The organism is Allotamlana fucoidanivorans (assembly GCF_045788535.1).
Taxonomy (GTDB): domain Bacteria; phylum Bacteroidota; class Bacteroidia; order Flavobacteriales; family Flavobacteriaceae; genus Allotamlana; species Allotamlana fucoidanivorans.
Window position 1 is genome coordinate 1511563 of record NZ_CP074074.1, and the last position, 24445, is coordinate 1536007.

Sequence of the window (24445 nt, forward strand, 5' to 3'; positions counted from 1 at the left end):
AACTAGAACAAATTAATACTATGAATACTGATCAATCAACTAAAAAACCTGCACAGAATACTTTAGTGCCTATAATTATAATTGCTGGTTTGTTTTTTATTTTCGGCTTTGTAACTTGGATTAATGGAGCCTTGATTCCTTTTATGAAAACCATAAACGAATTGACCGATGCACAATCTTATTTAGTGGCATCAGCGTCATATATTTCCTTTGTGGTTATGGCATTACCTTCCTCATATATCATTAATAAAATAGGCTATAAAAAAGGCATGTCCTTAGGGTTAATTATTATGGCTTTAGGGGCATTAATATTTATTCCAGCAGCTGAAGCTAGAACTTATTGGATGTTTTTATTGGCTATTTTTATACAAGGAGCTGGTATGACCCTACTTCAAACGGCATCAAATCCATACATTACTATTTTAGGACCAATTGAAAGTGCCGCAAAACGCATAGCTATTATGGGTATTGCCAACAAAGTGGCAGGTGCTTTAGGCTCAGTTATTTTTGGAGCTATATTGTTGGCTGGCATTGACGAAATTAAAGCGAAATTAAGTTTAGTTGATGATTCTGAAAAAGCAAGTCTGTTAAATACAATGGCCGATAGCGTGGTTACACCGTACATAGCCATGGCAGTGGTGCTTGTTTTACTGGGTTTATTGATAAGAAAAGCACCTTTACCTCATGTGGAAGCAAAACCGATTGAAGAAACCGTGTCTGGAGAAAAAACAAAGTCTAGTATCTTTCAATTTCCACATTTGTGGTTAGGGGTATTGGCTCTATTTGTGTATGTAGGTGTTGAGGTGGTAGCGGGTGATACAATAATTGCATATGGTATTTCTTTAGATATTCCAGCGAGCGAGGCCAAGTTTTTTACGCTCTTTACGCTTATGGCTATGGTAGCAACGTATGCGCTTGGCGTATTTTTAATTCCTAAGTATATCAGTCAGTCCTTTGCCTTAAAATGCAGTGCCATTTTAGGTATTTTCTTTTCTTTTTGTATTGTTTTTACAAGTGGATTTACTTCAGTGCTTTTTGTAGCGTCACTCGGTATCGCTAATGCATTGGTTTGGCCGGCTATTTGGCCGCTAGCATTAAATGGACTGGGGCAGTTTACAAAAACGGCATCAGCGTTACTTATCATGGCAATTTCCGGGGGAGCTATTATTCCTCCGCTTTATGGCGCTTTGGTTGATAGTAAAAAAACGCAATTGATGGTAACTGGTTTAGAGGAGGTTACAGCTACATCTCAAGCAGCCTCATTTGGGTATTGGATACTTTTGCCTTGTTATATCATTATTTTGTATTATGCATTTTACGGACATAAAGTAGGCTTGAAGCAGAAGTAAGTTATGGTTGGAAAAAAGCGTATTCAATCTGTCGACATTCTCAGAGGGTTTACTATTATAGCTATGATTTTGGTCAATACACCTGGCGACTGGGATCATGTATATGCGCCATTATTGCATGCACCTTGGCATGGTTTAACCCCAACAGATTTAATATTTCCCTTCTTTCTTTTTATTGTAGGAATTTCTATTTATTTCGCTTACAAGAATAAAAAGACTGGTGGTTCTGTTTACAAAAAGATAGGCATAAGGAGTTTAAAGTTAGTAGGTTTAGGACTGTTTTTAAACCTCTTTACTCCTTATTTTCCTTTTGTAGTTGATATAGAAACATTACGATTTCCTGGTGTGCTTCAGCGTATAGGGGTGGTGTTTTTTATAGCATCAGTGTTGTACTTAAATTTTAATTGGAAAGTACTACTGGGAATTTGTGTATCTATTTTGCTTGGGTATTGGTTGTTTCTTGGGTTTATGCCTTTACCAGATGGAACAGCTCCAACCTTTGAAAGAGCCACCCATAATTGGGTGAATTATATAGATCTAAAAGTTTTGAGGTATCACATGTGGCAACCCGATTATGATCCCGAAGGGTTGTTGAGTACCTTACCCTCAATAGTAAGTTGTCTTTTTGGGGTTTTAATAGGTAGACTTTTAGATCGGTTTGGGCAGCTAAGTATATTATTCATAATAGCTGTTTTGCTGTTGATTTTGGGATATAGTTTTAACGTGGTATTCCCTATAAATAAAGCCATTTGGAGTAGTAGTTTTGTATTGGTTAGTACAGGTTGGGGCTGTCTGTTCTTGGCTTTGATTTATTATTTAAGTGATGTTAAAAATATTCAATTCCCACCTATATTTAAATATGTTGGTATGAATGCTATTACCTTATATTTTTTATCCAGTTTCATTTCAAAGTGTATGTATCTTATTAAAATTGATGAAACATACAACTTACATGGATGGCTTTATCACAACCTATTTATGTATAAGTTTATAGACTTGAGGACCTCTTCCTTGCTTTACGCATTTTCGGTTTGTGTATTTTATAGTTTGCTAGCTTATTTTATGTTTAAAAAGAAGATTTTTATTAAGGTATAGTGTTTTTGTCTACCACTACCATTTACTTTTTAAGAGTTATTTTTAAGTGTTGAGTGATGAATGAAAAAGGGAAGTAAACTTAATCACTTCCCTTTTTCTATGTTTTAAAATTCTTTTTTACCGAATTCACTATCAATGAATTTCGATTTGTTTTTTGTGTTTTTGAAGGTGTAAGACAGATTGAGCATGACAACATCTACCTCATAAACATAATTGGTGGTGGTAAAAAACTCACCAGGTTCCCAAGTGGTGATACGTTGCTCATTGGTGCTTAACAGCCCCATATCTATGTTTTGCCATTGTGCGGTTAGTACCAGTTGATTATCTAAAAAGCTTTTTTTAAAGCTTAAATTGGGCGAATAGAACCGAGCATCCTCACCTTGAGCTGTTTTTCTTTCAGATAAATAATTGAATGTAAACTGAAGCGAAGCGGTGTCAGAAAGATCATAGGTGCTATTGGCATTTATGGAAAATTGCGTGGCTTTAGTGTCTATTTTTTTACCATTATATGCGCCATCAATGGTGTAATGGTAAACGTTGGCGCCAAGGAAATTATTCCAATTGTCCCCCACATTAATATTGGTTCCAAGATCAACTCCTAAAGAACGGCCTGTGCCTACATTAGAGTAAATCCTATCTAAAACAACATTATCAAATCTTGGGTCGTTCGGGTCAATAGGAGGACCGTCATAAATTTTATTAACACGGTTTACTAAGTTTTGTACATTTCTAAAGTAACCTGTTATAAAAAAAGAACTAGACTCTTTAAATTTTTTGGTAAAACCGACTTCAACTAAGTCAATAAACTCAGGTAGTAAAGTTTTATCACCTTGCTCTAAGGTTTCAGAATGCTCACGCTCCCTAAACGGATTTAGTTTAAAGGCTGAAGGTCTTTCAACACGCTTACTGTACGACGCTTTTAAAGAAGACTTTTCAGTGAAATTGTATTTTAAAGTGGCTGAGGGAAATAGTTTTTCATAGCTATAGTTTAATTCTTCTTCGGTGGTGCCTGCTTTATCTGCTAAAAATAATTCTCTATCTAATAACTCTAATCTTAACCCAGCTGAATATTCCCAGTTATCGTCAGAGCCATCTAGTTGTCCGTAAACAGAATGGATGTTTCGTTTTAGTTTAATATCGCTAGAAAATAGATCTACTCGTTCAAAATCGTCATTGTAGTCATAACGTCTACCATAAAAGAAATCCCCTCGGTTGTTAAGTGTTCTAAATTGGTATCCCGTTTGAAGGGTTCCAAAGTCAAAAGGTTTTAAAACATAATCTAGCTGTCCTCTAAACCCATTTAAAGGGTTGTCATTAGTATTATATTCATCTTGAATTACATTTTCAGTATCCGGATAATTCAAATTTTTGTTTGTTGTTGGGGCGCCTAGCTGTGTATACTCGTATAAAATTGATGATGATAGTTTAGACTCGTTTTTAAATGTATGTGCATAATCAAAACTTCCTAAAATAAAATCTCCTTTTCTTATTCTTAAGTTTTCATTAAAATATGTGAGTTCAAATATTTTGTTGTCTTCATCGTCTACGGGATACGCTTGATTGTGATATAGAATGTCGGCCGTCCTTGCTTTTTCACGTTTTCCGGCGTAAAAACCAAAAGAAAAGGCATTGTTGTCATTGGGTGTATAATCAACAGTAAAACGTCCAGAATAGTTTTCTTCATCAAAGCTGCGTTCACCATCAGAAGGGAATTCTGTAAATACATCATCTACAATGGTATACACATAACCTTCACGTCTTCCGCTAATGTCCTTACGCTGGTAATTGGCTCCTAAAGAAATATTCCAGAGTTCTTTTCTAATATTGTAAATACCATCAAAGCCATAACGCTGAGCGGCCTCTTTATTATCGTAATCTTCAATAGAAGGCAGACCCGCACTAATATTGATTTGAGCAAAATTGCCATTAAGAGCACCTTTTTTAGAGATGATATTTAAAATTCCAGCTTTTCCTTCAGGGTCATATTTTGCAGATGGTGCTGTAATCATTTCAACACGTTCTATGGCGTTTGCAGGAATTTGATTAAGAAAAACCGAAGCTTCGCCTTGAATGGGCTTTCCATCAATAAGCAATACAAATCCTTGGCTTCCTCGTACACTAATTTCACCTAAGCTATTAACACTTACAGAAGGTAAATTTTTAATGATATCTGTTGCAGAACCCCCTTTGGTATTTTGAAACGCGTTGGAATTGTATACTTGTCTATCTATTTTATTAACTACGGTATTTCGTTTGGATTTCACCAAAACCTCATCAAGTTCATCACTGTTTAAGGCAAGTTTGATCGTTCCTAAATTAATATCTAGATTTTTATTAGTTATTTCAATGTTATTAATCGTTTTGGTATCATACCCCATAAACGAAAGTTGCAAATAATAACTCCCCCTTTTTATATTGTCAATGTTAAAACGACCATCCTCTTGACTAATAACTCCCGTAGTTAAAGATTTATCTTTATTAGAATACAGGGCTATAGTGGCGTATTCTAACGGAACATTAGTTTCGTCATCAATGATATTTCCAGAAACGCTTCCTCTCTGTGCATTTGATATGCCAATGCCTACAAAACATAAGAAGAATAAACAGATTACATTTTTAATCATGGGAGTTTAATAAAGGTTAAGTCTTTTAATTTTCAACGTGCAAAAGTATGAATAAAATATTTATAGATTTTACTATATGACTGACTATAGAATACTGCAAAGGTTTAATCTGTTTTTAGTATAATGTTTGCTTTTTACATTTTTAGGATTAGATTGAGGTATGAAATGAGGAACTAATAATATTTTTTATAAAAAAGTTAATGAAAAAACTATTTTTGTAAATTACGCAGATATAATTCACGATTACACTTTATGGTAACATTAAAACAACTGGCAAAAGAATTAAACGTTTCTATTTCTACGGTATCAAAAGCTTTAAATAATAGTGATGAAATAGGAGTGGAAACAGCCAGACGCGTAAAAGAATTGGCAGAGTTATATAACTACAAGCCAAATAAAGTTGCGCTTAGTTTAAAACAAAATAAAACCAAAACCATAGGAGTAATTATTCCTAATATACTAAATCACTTTTTAGCCAAAGTACTTTACGGTATAGAAAGGGAGGCCACCAAACAAGGTTATAATATCATAACTTGTATATCAAATGAATCTTTAGATAAGGAAAAAGAAAGTTTACAGCTATTAGCTAACGGAAGTGTTGATGGTTTTATACTATCAATAGCAGAAGAATCGCAAGCAAGTAACGCGATTGATCATTTTAAAAGAACCATTAATCAAGGACTTCCTGTTGTTATGTTTGATCGTGTAGCTAATGATGTGTTATGCGATAAAGTCATAGTTGACGATTTTGAGTCTACTTACAATGCCACAAAAGCGTTAATTGCCGAGAAGCGAAAAAAAATTGCGTTTATTACGAACATCAATGGCTTAAGTGTTGGCAAATTAAGGCGTCATGGATACTCAAAGGCCATACTTGAAGAAGGTGTTATGGAACCTTTGGTTTTAAAAATTAAGAATAAGGATGATAAGCAAAAAAAGATTAAATCCTTTTTTAAGAAACATAAATCAATTGATGGTATTGTAGCAGCAGATAGTTCTGCTGGTATTATAGCACTTAATACTGCTATAAATTTCGGATTAAAAGTGCCAAAGGATATTTCAGTAATTGCTTATGCTAGTAAGAGTGATTCGTTTCATACCTTGCCTAGATTAACAACCATTCGTCAGCACGCCAAAGCTATTGGTGCGAAAGCTGCTGAAATGCTAATCAATAGAATTCAAAGTGTGCACCCAACAGAGAATTATAAAACTACAATAGTTAAAACCAGTTTGGTTAAAAATAAGTCTACACTTTAGTCAATCGTTTCGTCGATAATATGTATTTCATCGATTAAAAAAGTATTTTATCGATGAAAATTTTACAACAATAGCTTTTTGTCATATATTAGTTGCTCTTAAACGAGCGACCCCAAATTATATCCCTAAGTTGGTTTAAGAAAGTTAATCCATTCAATTTTTTGACCTTTGGTCAAATTCCCTCAAAACATATTGAAAAAGTTGGTGCGCTTTAGTGTATTCAATTTTTAAAGTTAATTATCCATTTTTTCCCTCGTTTGTGGTTTTGTATTTCAAAGCCAGAATCATATTGTATTTAAATGATTTAAAAAACATAAAGAAAAACTGTATTAACCTTAAAAACCGAATTATCATGAAAGCCCTAAAAGTTACTTTAATTTTAGCCGTATTATTTGCATCATTAACCTCTTGTACCAAACAAGATTTAACTGAAGATGATGTACTTGTTGAACCAGACACACAATCATACTACAAAAGTGGAGATATTGAAGAGAGATAATCTTCATGCTAAAAAATAAAAGCCAAAGCCTATATCTGCAGATATAGGCTTTGGCTTTTTAAGAAAATTAAAAAATTATAAATACATTTGAGATTCATATGGTATGGCATTGAATTTCAAATTTTTTATTTTATTCTTTTTATTGGCTGTTGTGTCTTCTGCTCAAGAAGTTGCAAATCCTGTTGTAGACAGTATTGTAGATTATTTGTTGAAAGCAGAAAGCAACACCTTAGACGCCTTTGAAACTAAGCTTGATTTTGCGCTTCGTGCAAAAAAACTATCTGAAACTTATAAAATAGACTCCTTACGTATAAAAAGTAATAGGGTTTTGTCTTCGCTTTATGGAAGTAAAAAAGACAATCGCTTATTTTTAAGATATAATCATAAAGCCTTAAAATTGGCAAAAGAGATTCAAGACTCTCTTGCATTAGCGCAGATAAGTAAAGATCTCGGGTATTACTATTATAATAAATCTACTGATAGTGCCTACTATTATGATATCAAAGCTGAGAAATTATTTAAAGCACTAGGGGATAACTTCAATACTGCAGTTATTCTTTTAGATATAGCGCTTCTTCAAAAAAATGATAAGGATTATACGGGAAGCGAGTTAACTTGTGTAAAGGCATTATCTTTATTGGATCAACTAGAAGAAACCGAAACTGTAAAAAAATACAAGTCTTATTTTTACAACAATTTAGGTTTGGTGTTTAAAGAACTTGGTCAATTTGAAGAGTCTATTGAATATAATTTAAAGGCGCTTGAAGTTAAAGATGAACTTCAAGGTGATAATAGAGCCACAATTGATAACCAAAAGAATAATTTAGCCAATGCGTATAATCATTCTGAACAATTTGATAAAGCAGATTACTATTACCAACAAATACTAAAGAATGAAAACTTAATTCATGAGCGCCCAGATTTTTATGCCGTAGTGCTAGATAATTATGCATTTAATCTGTTCTTATCTGGTGATTATAGTCAACTACCACATTTATTCCTAGAAGCTTTACATATTTCTGATAGTATTGGGAAGACTTTCAATACTATAGTCATCAATCAACATTTAGCCGAATATTATCATAAAAAGAAGCGGCCAGATTCAGCCAAATATTATGCCTATCGTGCCAAAGAGTTATCAGAACCTAATTATACAGACTATTTGCTGGAATCGTTGTTAATCCTGTCAAAAGTTGAAGTAGATAGCATAGCTGTAAAACATTACGATGCCTATGTTACGCTTTATGATAGTATTATAAAGAATGAGCGAACCATTAGAAATAAGTTTGCCCGAATTCAGTTTGAAACTGACAAAATTGAACAGGAGAATATTGAAATAGCTAGAGAGCGTACTTGGCTCTTTATCATTTCGGTGGTGGTTGTCATTGCATCGCTCCTATTATATATGGTTATTATTCAAAGGAATAAAAACAGAGAGCTTCAATTTGTTCAAAAGCAACAAGAAGCCAATGAAGAGATTTATAACCTTATGCTGTCTCAAAACGAAACCATTGAAGAAGCTCGAACACTAGAAAAAAAACGAATCTCACAAGAGTTGCATGACGGTGTGTTAGGGCGCCTTTTTGGAACGCGATTAAGTTTAGATAGTTTAAATATGAATAATAGTCCTGAAGCGGTTAAGACCAGAAGTCAGTACATTGAAGGATTAAAAGCTATTGAGGAAGATATTAGAAAAGTATCGCACGAACTTAATACTGATTTTGTTTCTGGTTCTGGGTTTATTGACATCATAAAAACCTTAGTTGAAACACAAACTTTGGCTTATGGTTTAGAATACAATTTAGTGCATGACGACGCTATTAATTGGGACAATATGTCGAACAGAGGAAAAATTCATATATATAGAATCATTCAGGAAATTCTCCACAATATCTATAAACATGCACAAGCAACCCAAGTAAGTATTAGATTTAAATTGAAAAAAAATGTAATTTGCCTAATCGTTGCAGACAATGGCTCTGGGTTTGATGTTAATAAATCTAAAAGCGGTATTGGGTTGAAAAACATGAAGGCAAGAGTTAATGAAATAGAAGGGCATATTAATATAAAATCGGAAATAAATAAAGGAACAACAGTGACCATTGAAGCTCCATTTCAATAATTTTATCATATGACTGAAAAATTAAGAATACTTATGATTGATGATCACCCCATGATTATTGAGGGGTATCAAAATACACTACAATTTACCAAGAAAGATAATCAGGAGTTGTTTATTGATATAGCTAACAATTGTGATGAGGCTGTAGCGTTTATGGATAAATCGGTTCAAAGCGAATGGCTTTATGATATTTTGTTTGTAGATATCAGTCTTCCACCATCTACAGATGGTACAATGAGTTCAGGAGAAGATTTGGCAGAGTATGCACGTAAGATTCTGCCGAGCACAAAAATTATAATTCTTACTATGTTTAATGAAGCGTTTAGAATTCATAATATCATAAAAACTATAGACCCCGAAGGGTTTTTAATAAAAAGTGATTTAACCTCAAGCGAATTAGCTAGTGCATTTCAAGCAGTGTTGAATAACCCGCCATTTTATAGCGGTACGGTGAACAGTTATATCAGAAAAACAATAACGAGTGATATTGTTATTGATGATAAAAATAGAAAGATTTTATATTTACTATCACAAGGCGTAAAAACTAAAAATTTAGCATCCCATTTAGATATTTCTCTGAGTGCCATTGAGAAGCGAAAAAAACAGCTTAGAGATATTTTTGATGTGACCGATGGTCAAGACGAAACACTACTGGATCGAGCCCGAAAACAAGGTTTTGTGTGATAGGTTGTGTTAAAGTTATGCTAAATGGAAATTAATCTACTTTTTTTGGAAGCTTGAAAGGTACGTTATATCTAGATTCTACCTTTTACCCGTAATACTGTTGCGGGTTTCCCGCAGTTCAAAAACAATCATAATAAATATATTTGTATATCAACACTTCAGAAAATTAATTAATCCCTCAATTTTTTGTTGATAATAGCAATTTACAAACCCCGTGGAGGTGAGAGACCCACGGGGTTCTTTTTTATAGGATGAACAACGCTGAGCTATGGTCTATTACAATTCCAATCCAAAGGCCAAAATAAATTATAGACACAGCAAACTTTATAAATGTTGAGGTTAAAAACCCAATGAAAGAACCAAAAGCAGCCTTTGTTGCTATTCTTGTGTTGTTGCTATTTATTAACTCGCCAATCAGAGCGCCTAAAAAGGGCCCAATAATGATACCCCCAGGTATTGGGGCTAGTAGTCCAACAATTAAGCCAATAGTAGTGCCTATTATTCCATATCTTGAGCCTCCAAAACGTTTTGTACCTATGGCAGGAATAATGTAGTCTAAAATCAAAATAAGTAGCGCTATTATTAGAGTAATAATTAAAAACGACATGTTCATTGAAATAGCCTTTGTAAAATGAAGTATGAGCAGTCCAAACCAACTGGTAAGCGGTCCAGGTAAAATAGGTAAAAAGCTACCAAGTATGCCAAGAATCATTAAAATGAAAGCAATAATTGTTAAAAGAATATCCATAGGTTAAGAAGAATTTTATTTGTATGACGTTATATGCCTAAAATAGTTACAAATACATAGTTGTCATAGTTTAAAATATTGGATTAAAATTGTACTTTTCGGTTTCAGTTTTAGTCCATGAAGAAATATCTGGTTTTTATTGTTTTTTTTACCCTGTATTCCTGTGAGAATTTCAAGGTTAAAAAGACCACTTCAGAAGCCATTTTAAAAGAAGAGTTAAAAACTTTTAATTGGAACGATGTTGATGCATATCCTAGTTTTTCTGTTTGTGATTCTTCCGCAACAAAAGCAGATAGAATAACCTGTTTTCAAACCACAATTGTAAATCAAATTACGCATCATTTGAAAAACGAAATCATTGTAGTTACTCAAGATATTGATGATACCTTACATTTAGATTTTGAGGTTTCAACTTCAGGAAAACTAACTTTATTACAAGCTGAAATGGATGACATAACACGAGAAGAAATTCCAGATATTGAAACCATTTTGAATGAAAGTTTACATGGTATGCCAAAGATATTTCCAGCTATAAAAAGAGGTCAGCATGTGAAAGCAAGATTTAGTTTGCCAGTCATCATTCAGGTGTATTAATTATTTTTTAAACGAGCGTTCTTTCCAGGTGTATGAAGAGAACAAAGAGGTTATAGCAATAAAAGAGCAAAAAATAGGATATACGCATAGGGACCACAGATAACTTTTTAAGACATGCTTTTGATTAAAAAATAGGGCTGTTTTATAAAGTAGTATAAAATCTATTGTAGTTTTTATAAGAACTGTTAAACAAAACATTTCTAAAGGGAAAAGTGATAGAACTGCCAATAAAAAAGTAATGATTATCAGCATGTTCATAAATAAAACGATAAGGGCTGTTCCTTTGCCTAATACACTAGTGTAGGCTCCGGTTTTTGACGCCCACCGTAATCTCTGGTTGATTAAACCTATTAGGGATGATTCGGCATTTGTTCGTACAATACCCGCTTTGTTTTTTAAGAACCCTATATTTTTTTGATTGTTTTGAGCCATTTTTTCTAATAAAAAGACATCATCACCACTAGCAATACGGTCATTATTTTTAAACCCTTCAACGGCATTAAATAATGTTTTTTTGTAGGCAAAATTGGCTCCGTTGCATAAAAAGGGTTGTTTAAGTCCAAAAGCCCCCATGGTAGCACCTTGAAGGCTTAGCAAGTCTAATATTTGAAACCTGTTTAACAACGTGTTTTGCTCTAAATAAGTTACGGGACCAATTACACAAGAAACACCTGTATTTTGAATATAGGTATCAAAGCTGTTTAGCCAGTATTTTGGTAAAATACAATCGGCATCTGTCGTTATAATCCAGTTGTTTTTTGCTACACTTATAGCGGTTGTAATGGCATCTTTTTTAGGTGATTTTGATTGCCTGTTGTTTGCAATAGTTTTCCAATGCAGGACAGAATCTTGTAGTAATTGGTTTATAATTCCTTCTGAGGTGTCACAAGAATCATCGTCAACCAAAATAAGTTCAAACAGCTCTTTCGGGTAGTTTAAACCTTGTATAGATGCTATGAGTTGGGGTAAGTTTTGAGCTTCATTTCTAAAAGGAATGACTATAGAAAATTTGGTTTTTGGTTGAACTTCTGGTGGATTAAATGGTTTTGTTCTATTGAAACCGTAAATCAGGCTGCCCATTAAAGCCAAATAACCCAATGTGATACTTAGGCAGAAAATAATCATATGAGTTGGCTTTTTTTAGGAAAGGTAAATTGCATAATACAGTAACTTCCAAATAAGCTGGGCAATACAAAATTAAGTAGCCACATTATGGTCGTGATACAAACAATAGGGGTTTCGGATATACCCGCAAGTGAAAATAAATAAGCGGCTACACTGCTTTTTACTACAACATCAAAAATGAAGATAGATGGTATAACAGAAGCCAATAAGTAAGTGAGTGCTATTAAACTCAAAGCATAGATGTAATCAATATTTAGGTTGAAAAGCAGTAATAAGAACAAGAATTGAGAGGTGAAGGTAATGTATCTAGCAATAGATAATACTATGGCTTTTCGCAATCTGATTTTTGAAAAATGAGTTACGTGAGTAACCCATGTTTTTAATGAAACCCCTTTGATTGAAATGTTACTTTTTTTAAGTAAAAACAATGAAAGCAAAATGATAATGAAGAGTAAAAAAGGAGCCCAAACGAACGATGCTAAATTTGTTTTAAAATTGAAATTAAAAAACAGGAGGGTAAATCCTAAAACCCCAAAACACAAGGTGACTCCCATTTGAAGGAGGTTGCCCAAAATAGAAATCAGTACAATACGCTTTCTTAAATCTGCTGTAAAATAAAGGGCTTTTGCTCCATATTCACCAATTCTGTTTGGTGTAAACAAGGATGCTGTAAGAGCGCCTAAACTTTGATGTAATGCACTACTAAAGCGCGTTTTCTTAACACCACTGACTAAGATTTTCCATTTTACTATTTCTAAAAACCAATTTAATACAGACAATCCGACAACAACGCAAATTCCAAAGAACGAAACATCCATATGGCTTATAGTTGATTCAATAAAATAGGAAAAGGGTAAGGTATTATTAGTGAGCCTGTGATAAATGAAAAATAAACAGCAGACGATAATGCCAATTTTAGTCAGCACAAAAAAGAATTGTTTAGATTTGTATGAAATGGTTACCATTAACGGGTACAAATTAAATCAAATAATAACTAATGCGCTCCACTTTTATCTTGAATACGTATTTTTTTATTGGAATTATTATATGTTTTTCCAGCCCGATAGGTTATTCACAAAGTGACACATCGACTCTAAAAGCACAGTTTGCTTTAGGTGTTAATAGTCCTTCGTCGGCTGGTTTTGTGACTGATTTTGAAGCTAATTCTGTGAATTTTCCAAGTATCAATCTAGGTTTGCAATATATGTTTTGGGAACCGTTGGGAGTGAAACTTGATTTTGGTTATAATCGATTTTCAAGTGCAAATAATTCGCCTGATTTTAAGGTGAATTATACCAGAATTAATGGACAATTGGTTTTTGATGCGTCTCATTTTACCAGTTTTTTAAACAGAATGGGAGCCTTTGTTCATGTGGGGCCTGGGGTTACAATGATAAAACCTTTAGGTAACTATGGTGAGAATAAAACTTCTTATCTGAATACCATTACTGGATTAGAATTACATTATGCCATGTCAGATAAGTTATCTGTGTATCTAGATGCTTCTTATATAGTTGGTTTTTCAGATGATTTTGATCCTGTAGAAAGCGGCTTCGGATCTTTTAACGGAAATATGTTTACCCTAACTATTGGTGCTTCAATTTCACTAAGTGGTTGTTATTATTGTGGTGATTAATGAAAGAAAGAATTATTTTAGGTATTGACCCAGGAACAACAATTATGGGGTTCGGACTCATTAAAGTTGTTGGTAAATCCATGCATTTTTTACAGCTTAATGAATTGGATTTGAAAAAATATGATGACCACTACCTTAAGTTGAAATTGATATTTGAACGCACTGTAGAACTTATTGACACCCACAACCCCGATGAAATTGCTATTGAAGCTCCTTTTTTTGGTAAAAACGTGCAAAGTATGTTAAAGTTGGGGCGTGCTCAAGGAGTGGCTATGGCAGCAGGATTGAGTAGAGAAATTCCTATCACAGAATATTTGCCTAAAAAAATAAAAATGGCCATTACAGGAAACGGCAATGCTAGTAAGGAACAAGTGGCAAAAATGCTTCAAAGTCTGCTGAAGCTAAAAAGTTTGCCAAAAAACTTAGATGCTACCGACGGTTTAGCGGCTGCTGTTTGTCATTTTTATAATTCAGGACAGGTGTCGGTGGGTAAAAGGTATACAGGGTGGGATGCTTTTATAAAACAAAACCCTGATAAGTTAGGCTAATTTCTAAATTACTTATGGCTGGAATTTACATTCATATTCCTTTTTGTAAACAAGCGTGTTTTTATTGCGACTTTCACTTTTCAACATCATTGAAGAAAAAAGAGGATATGATAGCATGTCTTGTAAAGGAAATAGTTATAAGAAAGGATGCTTTGCAAGGCCAACCCATTGAAACGATATACTTTGGTGGTGGTACACCTTCCTTATTAACCAATGAAGAATTAGCCAGTATTTTAAATGTTGTGCATCAGAATTTTACAGTGGTTGCTAATCCTGAAATAACACTTGAGGCTAATCCAGATGATCTATCATCAGAACGAATCAAAAATTTATCAGAATCAAAAATTAATAGATTAAGCATCGGTATTCAGTCTTTTTTTGATGACGATTTAAAAAGTATGAACCGCGCTCATAATGCTGAGGAGGCTGTAAATTGTTTAAAAACCGCTTCAAAATACTTTGATAATATCACTATTGATTTGATTTATGGAATCCCTAAAATGGGTGCCCATAAATGGAATAAAAACTTAGATATCGCTTTAAGTTTTAATATTAATCACATATCAAGTTATGCGTTAACTGTTGAGCCTAAAACAGCTCTAGATGCTTTTATAAAGAAAGGGGTTTATCCGCCAGTGGAGGAAGCTTTGGCTTTACAACATTTTAATCATCTAATCAATCGCTTAGAAACCGAGGGCTTTGTACAGTATGAAATATCAAATTTTGGAAGGCAAAATTACTTTTCAAAGCATAATACCAGTTACTGGCAAGGGAAACCATATCTAGGCATTGGGCCTTCGGCACATTCATTTGTAGGGAATCAGCGTAGTTGGAATGTGGCCAATAATTCAAAGTACATACTAGGTATTCAAAAAGGAACGTTACCTGAAACGGTTGAAGTGCTCTCAAAAAAAGATCGTTATAATGAGTTTGTTATGACAGGTCTAAGAACCATTTGGGGTGTGTCATTTACTGCTATTGAAGAGGTCTTTGGAGAAGCGTTTATTTTGCATTTAAAAAAAGCGTCTGAAAAGTTTGTGCTTGAAGGATTATTACAAATAGAAACTCAACATAGAGAAAAAGTACTCAAAGCTACATCGAAAGGAAAATTTTTAATTGACGGTATCGCTTCTGAATTGTTTATGATTTGATTATATTTACGTATGATCACAACAATACAGTACAATTCAAGAAAACTTAAAATTGATTTAAAACAACCTATTGACATCTCTATTCCTTTAAGAGCGTCAAACATTAATGTGAATGCTTGGTATGTTGGTCCGCCAACTATAGAACCCGAAAAGGATGGTGATTGGGTGGCAGCAGTGGCTCAAGAGGCGAGTGTCAATTTTAACAATATTTACTTTAATCCCCATGCGCATGGCACACACACAGAATGTGTGGGGCATATTACCAAAAAAGTACATTCTATAAATGCACATTTAAAACAGTTTTTTTTTCTGGCCGAAGTCATTACTGTTGCTCCAGAAACATTTTTAGAAGATAAAGTGATTTCAAAAAAACAGTTACAATTCATGCTGGGTAATAAAAAAAGAGACGCCTTGGTGATACGGACCATGCCCAACACAAAACTTAAAAAAAACAAGCAGTATTCAAACACCAATTGGCCTTATTTACTTGAAGACGCGGTTGCTTATCTGGTAGAAAAAGGCATAAAACATTTGCTAATTGACTTGCCAAGCATTGACCGAGAGAAAGATGAGGGTGCTATGCTAGGACATAATGTGTTCTGGAATACCAAAGGGGAGTTGCGCATGGATGCCACCATTACAGAACTTATTTATGTGCCTAATAGTGTTGAAGACGGCGAGTATTTTTTAAATTTACAAATAGCACCCTTTGAAAATGATGCTACACCAAGTAAACCTATTTTATATAAAATTATAAGCTAAATGAAGACATCATTAAAAATAGAAGAACTTTTTATGTTTTTTTTAGGGGTTTATCTTTTTAGCGCCTTAAACTATAGTTGGTGGTGGTTTGTTGGCTTATTTTTATTGCCAGATTTAGGAATGCTTGGTTACGTTGTTAATTCAAAAGTAGGAGCTATCACGTATAATATGTGTCACCATAAGGGTATTGCTATTTTTATGTTGTTGCTAGGGTATTACTTAAATAAAGAGCTCTTGCAATTAGCTGGTATTATTTTGTTTTCTCATGCGTCTTTCGATAGAGTTTTTGGGTATGGCTTAAAATATTACAGCCATTTTAAACAAACACATTTGGGAGCAATTGGTAAAGTGTAGGGTATGGATGTTGTTTTAGGAATTTTAATAGGGCTGTTGCTATGTTGGGGAATTATCGCTTATTTTCAATCCATAAAAAATAAACAGATAGTTGAATCACAATCGGCCATCTTGCTAGATAAAATTAATAAAGTATGTAAGCTCATTACTGTAGAAGGCGATTTTGCCGAAATTTATCATTATCAAGATGTAAAAGAGCGGTTTTTAAAATTGGTCTCTAGTAGAAAAAAAGCGTTAGTAGTTATTAAGGCTAAAGCGCATGTTGGTTTTGATTTGTCAAAAATCGCCATTCGTACAGATATTAAAACCCGAACGGTTATTTTAGAGCGATTTCCTCAGCCCGAAGTATTGTCAATTGAAACCAATTTGAATTACTATGATAAAACGGATGGTTTGTTCAATAAGTTTGAAGCAGCCGATTTAACAGGGCTTCATAATGAAGCAAAACAACATATTAAAGATAAAATTCCTAATAGTGGTTTGTTGGAAGCCGCGAAGCAGGAAGCCAAGGAAGCCGTTTTAATTATTGAAGCTATAGTTGAAACCATTGGGTGGAAACTAGACTATTCTGATTTAAAAATAGAATCTTATAAAACGCCTAAACTTGAAGCGTGAACATAGAAGCAATCCGAACATACTGCCTCGGTAAAAAGGGAACTTCTGAAAGTTTTCCATTTGATGAAGATATACTAGTGTTTAAAGTGCTAGATAAAATGTTTGCGCTAATTTCATTAAAAAAATGGGAAAGTGGACAGGCGGCAATAAACCTTAAAGCCGATCCAGATTATTCAGAAAGGTTAAGAGCCCAGTATAGTAATATTCGACCAGGGTATCATATGAGTAAAAAACATTGGAATACCCTTTACCTTCATGAAGGCCAGTTAGCACTAGAGCTTATAACGCATCTTATTGATCATTCCTATGATATGGTTGTAAAAGGTATGACAAAAAAAATGCGTGATAATCTGAATAATCTTTAGTATTCCACAGTTTTTTGTTGTACATTTATAAGGCATTGTCTCTCAAACATTTGTTATTAGCATAATCGAATTGCCTTAAATCCTAAAGTAGTATTTAATCAACCTATTATATTAACTTTAATTTTTAACAGATTATGAAAACAACCAATCAAATTTTACTGCTGTTATCATTTTTATTAGTGAGCTCTACAAGTTTTGTAATGGCTCAAGATGATGCGCCCAAACGACCAAAGTATATCACCGTAACCACAATGCACTGGAATATGGATTACGAAGATTTCGATATGGACACTTGGAAATCGGTAGAAAAAGAGTATTTAGAAAAAGTAACCATGAAAAACGAGTATGTTATGAACTCGTCATTCTATTTACATCAAATGACTCCTGATAATACAGAGCTGATTTATGTAAGAACTTATGAAAATTGGGCAGATATAGAGAAAGCTGGAGAAAGAGATAATGAATTAACTAAAGAAGCTTGGCCAGAAGAAGAAGATCGTGACGCCTTTTTAAATAAACAAAGAGCTTATTATTCAAATCAACACGCTGATGAGATTTACAACACAATGTCGTTCGTGAAACCATTAAAAGATGTGTCAAAAGATCTTATTTGTTATGTGCGAACAAATCATATGGCATTTCCAGAAGATGGTGATATTGAGGAAATAAGAGCATTAATGACTAGTAATTTTGAAAAACTAATCAAGGATAATGATTTGATAAAAGGGTATTATACCCACAGACATGCTTGGGGGCATGATGCTACCGAAATGATGGAAGCCTATTTTTTAGATTCTATGGCAGACTTAGAAAAAATGTTTGATGGTTTACCTGAACTTATGAAAGAAGCATGGCCAGATGAGGCTGAAAGAAAAGAACGTTGGAAAACATTTAACAAATATTTTAATGGCGTTCATGGTGATGCTGTTTACCAGTTTGTAGCTGGGTTAAGTAAGTAAACAAAGAAGCAAATACTGAAAAAAGACGTCAAAGAGGCGTCTTTTTTTGTGATAGCTAAACTTGTAAGCAGTTGCATTTAAACGTACTTTTGCAGTCATAAAAGTCACACCACTATGAGCGTTCTACAAACTTTAAAAGAAAGAAGTAACAATACCTGTGAATTATGTAAATCAGAGAAAGATTTGGCTCAATATACCATTCCACCATCCTTAAATGAAAATGTAGCTAATGATGTATTGGTTTGTAAAACGTGTCTTGATCAAATTGATGGACATGAAGCAATGAATCCAAATCATTGGCGATGTTTAAATGATAGCATGTGGAGTGAGCACGTTGCAGTGCAAATTATGGCTTGGCGTATGCTTCAAAGATTACGCAACCAAGGATGGCCTAAGGATTTATTAGATATGATGTATCTAGATGACGAAGCCTTAACTTTGGCAAGAGCCACAGGAGAAGATAAAGACGATAGTGAGAAAGTTATTCATCGAGATATTAACGGGGTGGTGCTTCAAAATGGTGATGCTGTAGTGCTGGTAAAAGACCTTAAAGTAAAAGGGTCAAGTATGGTGGCTAAACAGGGTACAGCTGTTAGAAACATTCGTTTAGATCGGGATAATGACAAGTATATTGAAGGTAAAGTAGGGGCGCAACAAATAGTAATAGTTACAGATTACGTGAAAAAAATATAATTTTGAGATTCTTGCCCTAATCTTGATTTTCATTTTAAATTAGCTTGTACTTAAGGTTTTATAACTAAAATTGTTTTTGTAAGATAGAAGTTACCGCACTATGGTATGAACTTCCAAATAGGTTTAAATGTACCAAGAGGTAATACAGCAGGTATATTTCCAATCTATCACTGCTTTCAGGCGTAATTGGAAAATAGGAATGATACGAATTGTAGAATGACGTATCAAAACCACCAAACAGTTTTGTCATAGCAATATCCACTTCATGATGTCCATAATAAATGGCTGGGTCTATCAAATAAGGCGTGCCGTCTTCAGAAATTAAATAATTACCGCTCCATAAGTCCCCGTGAAGTAAGGAAGGTCTGACCGCTTTTAATAACTCTTTTAAGCGCGTTTCTATTTGTTTTTCGTTAGGACATTCAGCATTTTTTAACAAACCTTTTTGTTTGGCTAAATTTATTTGTGGTAAAAGACGTTCGTTAAAATAAAAGCTAGCCCAATCATTATAATGTTTGTTGCTTTGGGGTAAACATCCAATAAAATTATCGAGTTTTAATCCAAAAGTATCTGAAGTGCAGCCATGCAGTTGAGCTAATTGAGTGCCTAAGCGCTTAAAATCATTCCCTGAAGACGGTTTTGAATTAATATATTCCAATAACAAAAATGCTGTGTTGTGAAACCTGTCACAGACCAAAACCTCTGGTGTTTTTATAGTGTTTGTGTGTGCAATACTATTTAGACCATAAGCCTCCGCTTGAAATAGTGCTTTGGCATCTGGCCTGTTATTGAGTTTTAAAAAATAACTATTGGTAGCCGTATCAATCTTAAAAGCTTTTGAGATATCACCGCCATGAATAGGTGATATCTGCGTGATGTTTTCGTTGAAGTGTTTGGTAAGGTAAGTCTTAAAACTATTAGGAATCATGTATTAAAAATACAAAGTATTCTTAACATGGTTAAACCTATTTATAACTTCCCGTGGTAGAAATGCTCTATTATTTTATTTAAAAAATATCGTCTTTAAAAGCTGTTTTAATTAAGGTTTTCGTTCTAAAAGTGCCATGTAAAATCCATCAAAACCAGATTCATGAGCGAATACTTTTTTGTCTTTAACAAACTTAAATTGAGCACCAGCTTCAGTTTTTAAAAAGGCATTAACTTGATTTTGATTTTCAGAAGGCAACACTGAACAGGTGGCATAAACTAATTTACCACCAGGTTTTACCATTTTTGAATATTGTTGCAGTACCTCTTGCTGTGTTACTCTAATACGATCTAAAAATTCTGGCTCTAGTTTCCATTTAGCATCAGGATTTCTTCGTAATACTCCCAAACCAGAACAGGGTGCATCAATTAAAACACGGTCGGCCTTATTGTATAATTTTTTTATAGGTTTTGTAGAATCTATAACTTTTAAATCTACATTGTGTACTCCATTTCTGCGAGCTCTTACCTTAAGCTTTTTGAGTTTACTTTCGTAAATATCCATGGCTGTAATTTGTCCTTTGTTTTCCATCAAAGAAGCAATGTGTAATGTTTTACCTCCAGCACCAGCACAGGTATCTATGACCTTCATGCCAGGTTTCACATCAAGAAAATCAGCTACCAATTGAGAAGAAGCATCCTGAACTTCAAAAAGACCATTTTTAAAGGCGTCGGTGACAAATACATTGGCACGTTCGGTCAATCTAAGAGCCGAAGGATAGCCTTTTAAAAATTCGGTTTCAATATTTTGATCCGCAAGCACATTCTGTAGCTTGTCTTTTGTTGTTTTTAGCGTATTCACTCTAAGAATAACATCGGCTTGCTCATTTTGCATAGCAATTTCCTTAGTCCATTTATTCTCTCCCAATTCTTGCACACCAACTTCGTCAATCCAATCTGGGATAGACTCTCTGAATTTTCTAATTTTTGAAAGTTCATCAAATCGTCCTTTTATTTTTCGGGTAGGTGTGTTTTCAAAATATTTCCAATCGGGAAGTCTTATGCCTTTTAAGGTGGCCCAAACCGCAAACATGCGCCATAGGTTATCTCGATGAAATGGTTCTTTAACTTCGGCTATTTCAGCATAAAGACGTTTCCATCTTACTATGTCATAAGTGGTTTCGGCAACAAAAGCTCTGTCTCTAGCCCCCCAACGTTTATCGCGTTTTAATAATTGCTGAATCACTTTATCGGCATATTGCCCTTCATTAAAGATTAATGTTAATCCATCAATGACCGCAAAACAAAGGTTTCTGTGTAATCTCATCTTGATTTATTGAAGCGCAAAGGTACGTTTAAATTGTTTACATTACTATTTGTGATAAATAGGATTTATTACAACTTTAAGAGTGGTTGGCTAAGGCTATAGTGTAAACCTGAATCTAAGCCACAAGTGAGAAAAAAAGTTATCAAGCACAAGTTTTTTTGTTCTTTATCATCTAAACTTGCATAAGTTAATTAGCATATTTGACCGAAGACGAATTTATAGAAAAGTTAAAGCGCCACAACGCCAGCGCTTATGCGCGATTGTTGGATGATTTTCAGCAAAAGGTGTTTGCTACTTGTATCTCTTTTGTGCCTAGTAAAGAGGATGCCGAAGATATTGCACAAGAAGTGTTTGTTGAGGTCTTTAATTCCATTGGAACATTCAAAGGTAATTCTAAATTATCAACCTGGATTTATAGAATTACCACCAATAAATGTTTGGAATTTATTAGAAAGCGAAATACTAAAAAACGATTTGGGTTTATGCAGTCGTTATTAGGACATGAAATGCCTTTAGATAAAAGCCATTACTTTACAGAAGTAAACCATCCAGGGGTAATTCTTGAAAACAAGGAGAAAAGTGATATCTTGTTTTATGCTATTAATCAGTTACCAAATGCCCAGAAAGTGGTGTTTATTTTGCACAAAATTGACGGGAAAAGTTACCAGGAAATAAGCGATATTATAGAAAAAAGTTTTTCTTCAGTAGAGTCTCTTATGTTTCGTGCCAAAAAGAATTTGAGAACGCTTCTAGAGAATTTTTATAAAAACAATAAATAACGCAAGTTTTTTAAATGTATTGCATCTAAATATTTGATATGGATAGAGATAAGAACATACAAAACCAGATTGATGAAACTATAAATGTTTCAGAGCGTATTCAGAAAGTGTCTGTATCTGCATTTTTTAAAGATAAAACCATGCAGGTTTTATTTGCTGATAAAAAAGAAGAAGAGAGCCGCATTTGGTTGTGGTTTACGCCAAAATTACAATTGGCGTCATTAGTTTGTATTATTATTCTAAATGTGATTGCTTATACAAGAATGCAACAAGCCACTTATGATCATCATGTGTCTCAATTTGCTGAATCTTATGGGTTATCAACTCCCAATCAATTTTCATTATTAAAATAACTATGAAAAAGAATATCGTTTTATACATACTGTTCCTTTTTTTAGTGATAGCTAATGGGTTCTTTTTATATAATTATGTAGGGAATAATATTGATAGAAAGGGGAAAGATATGGTTAGGCCAGGTGATTTTATATTAAAAGAACTACAGTTCAGTGAAGAACAAATGGAGGCGTTAAGAATGTCAAGTGTGGGGCATCATGAACGTATGAAAAGGTGTTCTGAGGAGTTAAAACGATTGAAAGATTTATTGTTCAATACCTTATCAGAGCAAGAGACTAATGAGACTAAAACAGACTCTATTATTTCTTTAATAGGTCAAGTTGAAATGGAAAAAGAGAAGGAAGCGTTTTCGCATTTTAAAACGATTCAAACGCTATGTAACAACAAACAAAAGGAACGTTTTAAGAGAATAATTAATGATGCGCTGCACAAACACGGTAGGCAAGAGCAGAGGCCTCCAAGTAGAGCAACGTTTCAGGGAGCTCACCCACCGCATCCTCAAAGAATGGATTCGAATAGACATTTGCCGCAGCAAGAGTAAAAAAATGTTTAAAAAGTGAGACCTTCATATTTGTGAAGGTCTTTTTGTTAGTAGTTGCACCAGTTTTTTGTTCAAGAAACATCTAAAAACTAAATGTTAAAAGGAATACAGATGATAAATAAAAATTTACCTAAGGTGCTAATCCTCATAATGCTGTGCTTACATATTATAGGCACTGCACAAAACGATTCAATTGAAACCGGTCGGTCATCCCATGTTAATCATCAGCATACAGACTATTTTGGAGCGTATCAATTGAATGACCCTGTATTTGGTACTAAAACTTCAGTAATCATTAAAGGTGCTAAAAGAATTATGACTACTAACGCTTTACCAAATCATGAAACAGGCCAGTTTCCTACTCGAGGCAATCCTAATACCATTTCTGAACAACATAGAATTTATTCTTTTCCAGTTCGTCCAAAATATACGGGACAACCTAAATGGGTGAGAGAACCCGGTGTGGCGCTTAATGGTGTTAAGTTTGAGCCAGGTACCGCCGAAGTGGTTGTTTGTGATACGGGAGAGAATTATCGGGTAGAAGCTTTTCAAGATTTGATTAATTTAGGTCTGGATTTTAATCATGCGCATGTGCAACCCACAGGTGCCTATCATTATCATGGTACACCAACTTCTGTTATTAAGACCTTTGATACTGGTGGTGATTTGGTTCATATTGGATTTGCTAAAGATGGGTTTCCTATCTATTTTTCTAAAAGTGAACGTTATAAACCAAGCTATAAGTTAGCAATAGGAAATCGCGTAGGTGATGGATGTACATATACCAATCCTAAACAAATACTTAGTATTTTAGTAAAGGGTAATCATGATGGTACTTTTACGTCAGATTATGAATATATTGAAGGTTCTGGTGATTTAGATGAATGCAATGGTGTTATGGTAAATGGTGCCTATATGTATTTTGTTACTACTACATTTCCTTATGTTGGCAGGTGCTTAATGGGAGCATTTGAGGAGGACGAACTACGACGCGGCAGATTTGGCTCACGCCACCATAAATCTAGAAACTAACGATGTCTTTTAAGAAAAGTAGTGTCGCCAAAGTATTCTAACCAAAGATTTGATAAATCAGGAGAAATTATTTTTTCATCAAGACGCAAGTTTTTTTTAAAAGACGCATCAAAATACCTAAACAAATCTCAATACATGAACTTTAAGAGAAACCAAATTGTTGCCATTTTTGTTGTTGTTATTGTAACCATTGTAGCATTAAATATCATCATGATAAGCAATGGTTTTAATCAAAGGGAATCTAGTAAAAAAGTAACAGCAACTATTGGTGAACATGCACATTAAATCTATAATTTAATGGAGGT

27 protein-coding genes are annotated in these 24445 nt (G+C 33.9%); 21 read left to right on the top strand and 6 right to left on the bottom strand.

The features are described from left to right. Positions 1-20 precede the first annotated feature (20 nt). Positions 21-1349 (top strand): sugar MFS transporter, encoded by a 1329-nt coding sequence (locus tag KFZ70_RS06950; RefSeq protein WP_139695727.1) that lies wholly within the window; start codon positions 21-23, stop codon positions 1347-1349. 3 nt (positions 1350-1352) lie between these two features. After that, complete coding sequence (locus KFZ70_RS06955; protein WP_139695725.1) at positions 1353-2444, top strand: acyltransferase family protein; 1092 nt, start codon at positions 1353-1355, stop codon at positions 2442-2444. A gap of 104 nt (positions 2445-2548) precedes the next feature. Here KFZ70_RS06955 and KFZ70_RS06960 read toward each other — a convergent pair whose 3' ends face one another. Next, entirely contained in the window at positions 2549-5068 is a 2520-nt protein-coding gene (locus tag KFZ70_RS06960; protein ID WP_139695723.1) for an outer membrane beta-barrel family protein, read from the bottom strand. Positions 5069-5320: 252 nt separating this feature from the next. Here KFZ70_RS06960 and KFZ70_RS06965 point away from each other — a divergent pair, with 252 nt between their 5' ends. The 4 genes from KFZ70_RS06965 to KFZ70_RS06980 all read left to right on the top strand — a co-directional run bounded on the left by KFZ70_RS06965 (position 5321) and on the right by KFZ70_RS06980 (position 9630). After that, positions 5321-6325 carry a LacI family DNA-binding transcriptional regulator gene (locus tag KFZ70_RS06965; protein ID WP_139695721.1) on the top strand — a complete coding sequence of 335 codons (1005 nt, stop codon included), beginning with the start codon at positions 5321-5323 and terminating at the stop codon, positions 6323-6325. Positions 6326-6677: 352 nt separating this feature from the next. Continuing rightward, positions 6678-6824, top strand: coding sequence for a hypothetical protein (locus KFZ70_RS06970; protein ID WP_158293185.1), 147 nt, complete (start codon positions 6678-6680; stop codon positions 6822-6824). 103 nt (positions 6825-6927) lie between these two features. After that, on the top strand, positions 6928-8946 hold the full coding sequence (locus tag KFZ70_RS06975; RefSeq protein ID WP_139695719.1) for a sensor histidine kinase: 2019 nt from the start codon (positions 6928-6930) through the stop codon (positions 8944-8946). A 9-nt stretch (positions 8947-8955) separates the two neighbouring features. Further along, positions 8956-9630 carry a response regulator gene (locus KFZ70_RS06980; RefSeq protein ID WP_139695717.1) on the top strand — a complete coding sequence of 225 codons (675 nt, stop codon included), beginning with the start codon at positions 8956-8958 and terminating at the stop codon, positions 9628-9630. 244 nt (positions 9631-9874) lie between these two features. On the opposite strand, the gene KFZ70_RS06985 is transcribed toward KFZ70_RS06980, so the two are convergent. Beyond that, positions 9875-10378, bottom strand: a complete 504-nt coding sequence (locus KFZ70_RS06985; RefSeq protein ID WP_139695716.1) for a DUF456 domain-containing protein — start codon at positions 10376-10378, stop codon at positions 9875-9877. Between the two features lie 117 nt (positions 10379-10495). On the opposite strand from KFZ70_RS06985, the gene KFZ70_RS06990 reads away from it, so the two are divergent. Continuing rightward, positions 10496-10972 carry a hypothetical protein gene (locus KFZ70_RS06990; RefSeq protein ID WP_139695714.1) on the top strand — a complete coding sequence of 159 codons (477 nt, stop codon included), beginning with the start codon at positions 10496-10498 and terminating at the stop codon, positions 10970-10972. On the opposite strand, the gene KFZ70_RS06995 is transcribed toward KFZ70_RS06990, so the two are convergent. Both KFZ70_RS06995 and KFZ70_RS07000 read right to left on the bottom strand, forming a co-directional pair. Beyond that, positions 10973-12097 (bottom strand): glycosyltransferase, encoded by a 1125-nt coding sequence (locus KFZ70_RS06995; protein ID WP_139695712.1) that lies wholly within the window; start codon positions 12095-12097, stop codon positions 10973-10975. It lies immediately after the preceding gene. Further along, positions 12094-12915: a lysylphosphatidylglycerol synthase domain-containing protein gene (locus tag KFZ70_RS07000; RefSeq protein WP_158293184.1), complete on the bottom strand. Its 822-nt coding sequence runs from the start codon at positions 12913-12915 to the stop codon at positions 12094-12096. The genes KFZ70_RS06995 and KFZ70_RS07000 overlap by 4 nt, the downstream gene beginning before the upstream one ends. Positions 12916-13112: 197 nt before the next feature. On the opposite strand from KFZ70_RS07000, the gene KFZ70_RS07005 reads away from it, so the two are divergent. The 9 genes from KFZ70_RS07005 (at position 13113) to KFZ70_RS07045 (ending at position 19180) form a co-directional block, all read left to right on the top strand. Then, positions 13113-13733, top strand: coding sequence for an outer membrane beta-barrel protein (locus KFZ70_RS07005; protein ID WP_233244018.1), 621 nt, complete (start codon positions 13113-13115; stop codon positions 13731-13733). Next, entirely contained in the window at positions 13733-14281 is a 549-nt protein-coding gene (gene ruvC, locus KFZ70_RS07010; protein WP_139695706.1) for a crossover junction endodeoxyribonuclease RuvC, read from the top strand. The genes KFZ70_RS07005 and ruvC overlap by 1 nt, the downstream gene beginning before the upstream one ends. Before the next feature lie 14 nt (positions 14282-14295). Continuing rightward, positions 14296-15432, top strand: coding sequence for a radical SAM family heme chaperone HemW (gene hemW, locus KFZ70_RS07015; protein WP_139695704.1), 1137 nt, complete (start codon positions 14296-14298; stop codon positions 15430-15432). A 12-nt stretch (positions 15433-15444) separates the two neighbouring features. Further along, positions 15445-16194, top strand: coding sequence for a cyclase family protein (locus KFZ70_RS07020; RefSeq protein WP_139695702.1), 750 nt, complete (start codon positions 15445-15447; stop codon positions 16192-16194). Next, positions 16195-16548 (top strand): DUF4260 domain-containing protein, encoded by a 354-nt coding sequence (locus tag KFZ70_RS07025; RefSeq protein ID WP_139695701.1) that lies wholly within the window; start codon positions 16195-16197, stop codon positions 16546-16548. It abuts the gene before it with no gap. 3 nt (positions 16549-16551) lie between these two features. Beyond that, a complete protein-coding gene (locus tag KFZ70_RS07030; RefSeq protein WP_139695699.1) occupies positions 16552-17163 on the top strand; it encodes a DUF4230 domain-containing protein in 612 nt (203 codons plus the stop codon). Next, entirely contained in the window at positions 17160-17528 is a 369-nt protein-coding gene (locus tag KFZ70_RS07035; protein WP_139695696.1) for an MmcQ/YjbR family DNA-binding protein, read from the top strand. The genes KFZ70_RS07030 and KFZ70_RS07035 overlap by 4 nt, the downstream gene beginning before the upstream one ends. A 134-nt stretch (positions 17529-17662) precedes the next feature. Next, the gene (locus tag KFZ70_RS07040) at positions 17663-18487 is read left to right on the top strand and encodes a hypothetical protein (protein WP_139695694.1); all 825 of its coding nucleotides are present in this window, start codon (positions 17663-17665) and stop codon (positions 18485-18487) included. Between the two features lie 114 nt (positions 18488-18601). Next, complete coding sequence (locus KFZ70_RS07045; protein WP_139695692.1) at positions 18602-19180, top strand: alkylphosphonate utilization protein; 579 nt, start codon at positions 18602-18604, stop codon at positions 19178-19180. A 64-nt stretch (positions 19181-19244) separates the two neighbouring features. On the opposite strand, the gene KFZ70_RS07050 is transcribed toward KFZ70_RS07045, so the two are convergent. Both KFZ70_RS07050 and KFZ70_RS07055 read right to left on the bottom strand, forming a co-directional pair. After that, the gene (locus tag KFZ70_RS07050; protein ID WP_139695690.1) at positions 19245-20108 is read right to left on the bottom strand and encodes a fructosamine kinase family protein; all 864 of its coding nucleotides are present in this window, start codon (positions 20106-20108) and stop codon (positions 19245-19247) included. A gap of 111 nt (positions 20109-20219) precedes the next feature. Then, a complete protein-coding gene (locus tag KFZ70_RS07055) occupies positions 20220-21434 on the bottom strand; it encodes an RsmB/NOP family class I SAM-dependent RNA methyltransferase (protein ID WP_139695688.1) in 1215 nt (404 codons plus the stop codon). Positions 21435-21634: 200 nt separating this feature from the next. Between KFZ70_RS07055 and KFZ70_RS07060 the strand changes: the two genes are divergently transcribed. The 5 genes from KFZ70_RS07060 to KFZ70_RS07080 all read left to right on the top strand — a co-directional run bounded on the left by KFZ70_RS07060 (position 21635) and on the right by KFZ70_RS07080 (position 24425). Then, complete coding sequence (locus KFZ70_RS07060) at positions 21635-22213, top strand: RNA polymerase sigma factor (protein WP_139695686.1); 579 nt, start codon at positions 21635-21637, stop codon at positions 22211-22213. Positions 22214-22251: 38 nt separating this feature from the next. Beyond that, a complete protein-coding gene (locus tag KFZ70_RS07065; protein WP_139695684.1) occupies positions 22252-22566 on the top strand; it encodes a hypothetical protein in 315 nt (104 codons plus the stop codon). Between the two features lie 2 nt (positions 22567-22568). Further along, positions 22569-23108: a hypothetical protein gene (locus KFZ70_RS07070; protein ID WP_139695682.1), complete on the top strand. Its 540-nt coding sequence runs from the start codon at positions 22569-22571 to the stop codon at positions 23106-23108. Positions 23109-23219: 111 nt separating this feature from the next. Continuing rightward, entirely contained in the window at positions 23220-24140 is a 921-nt protein-coding gene (locus tag KFZ70_RS07075; protein WP_139695680.1) for a YHYH protein, read from the top strand. 135 nt (positions 24141-24275) lie between these two features. Next, positions 24276-24425, top strand: coding sequence for a hypothetical protein (locus KFZ70_RS07080; protein ID WP_158293183.1), 150 nt, complete (start codon positions 24276-24278; stop codon positions 24423-24425). Positions 24426-24445 lie beyond the last annotated feature (20 nt).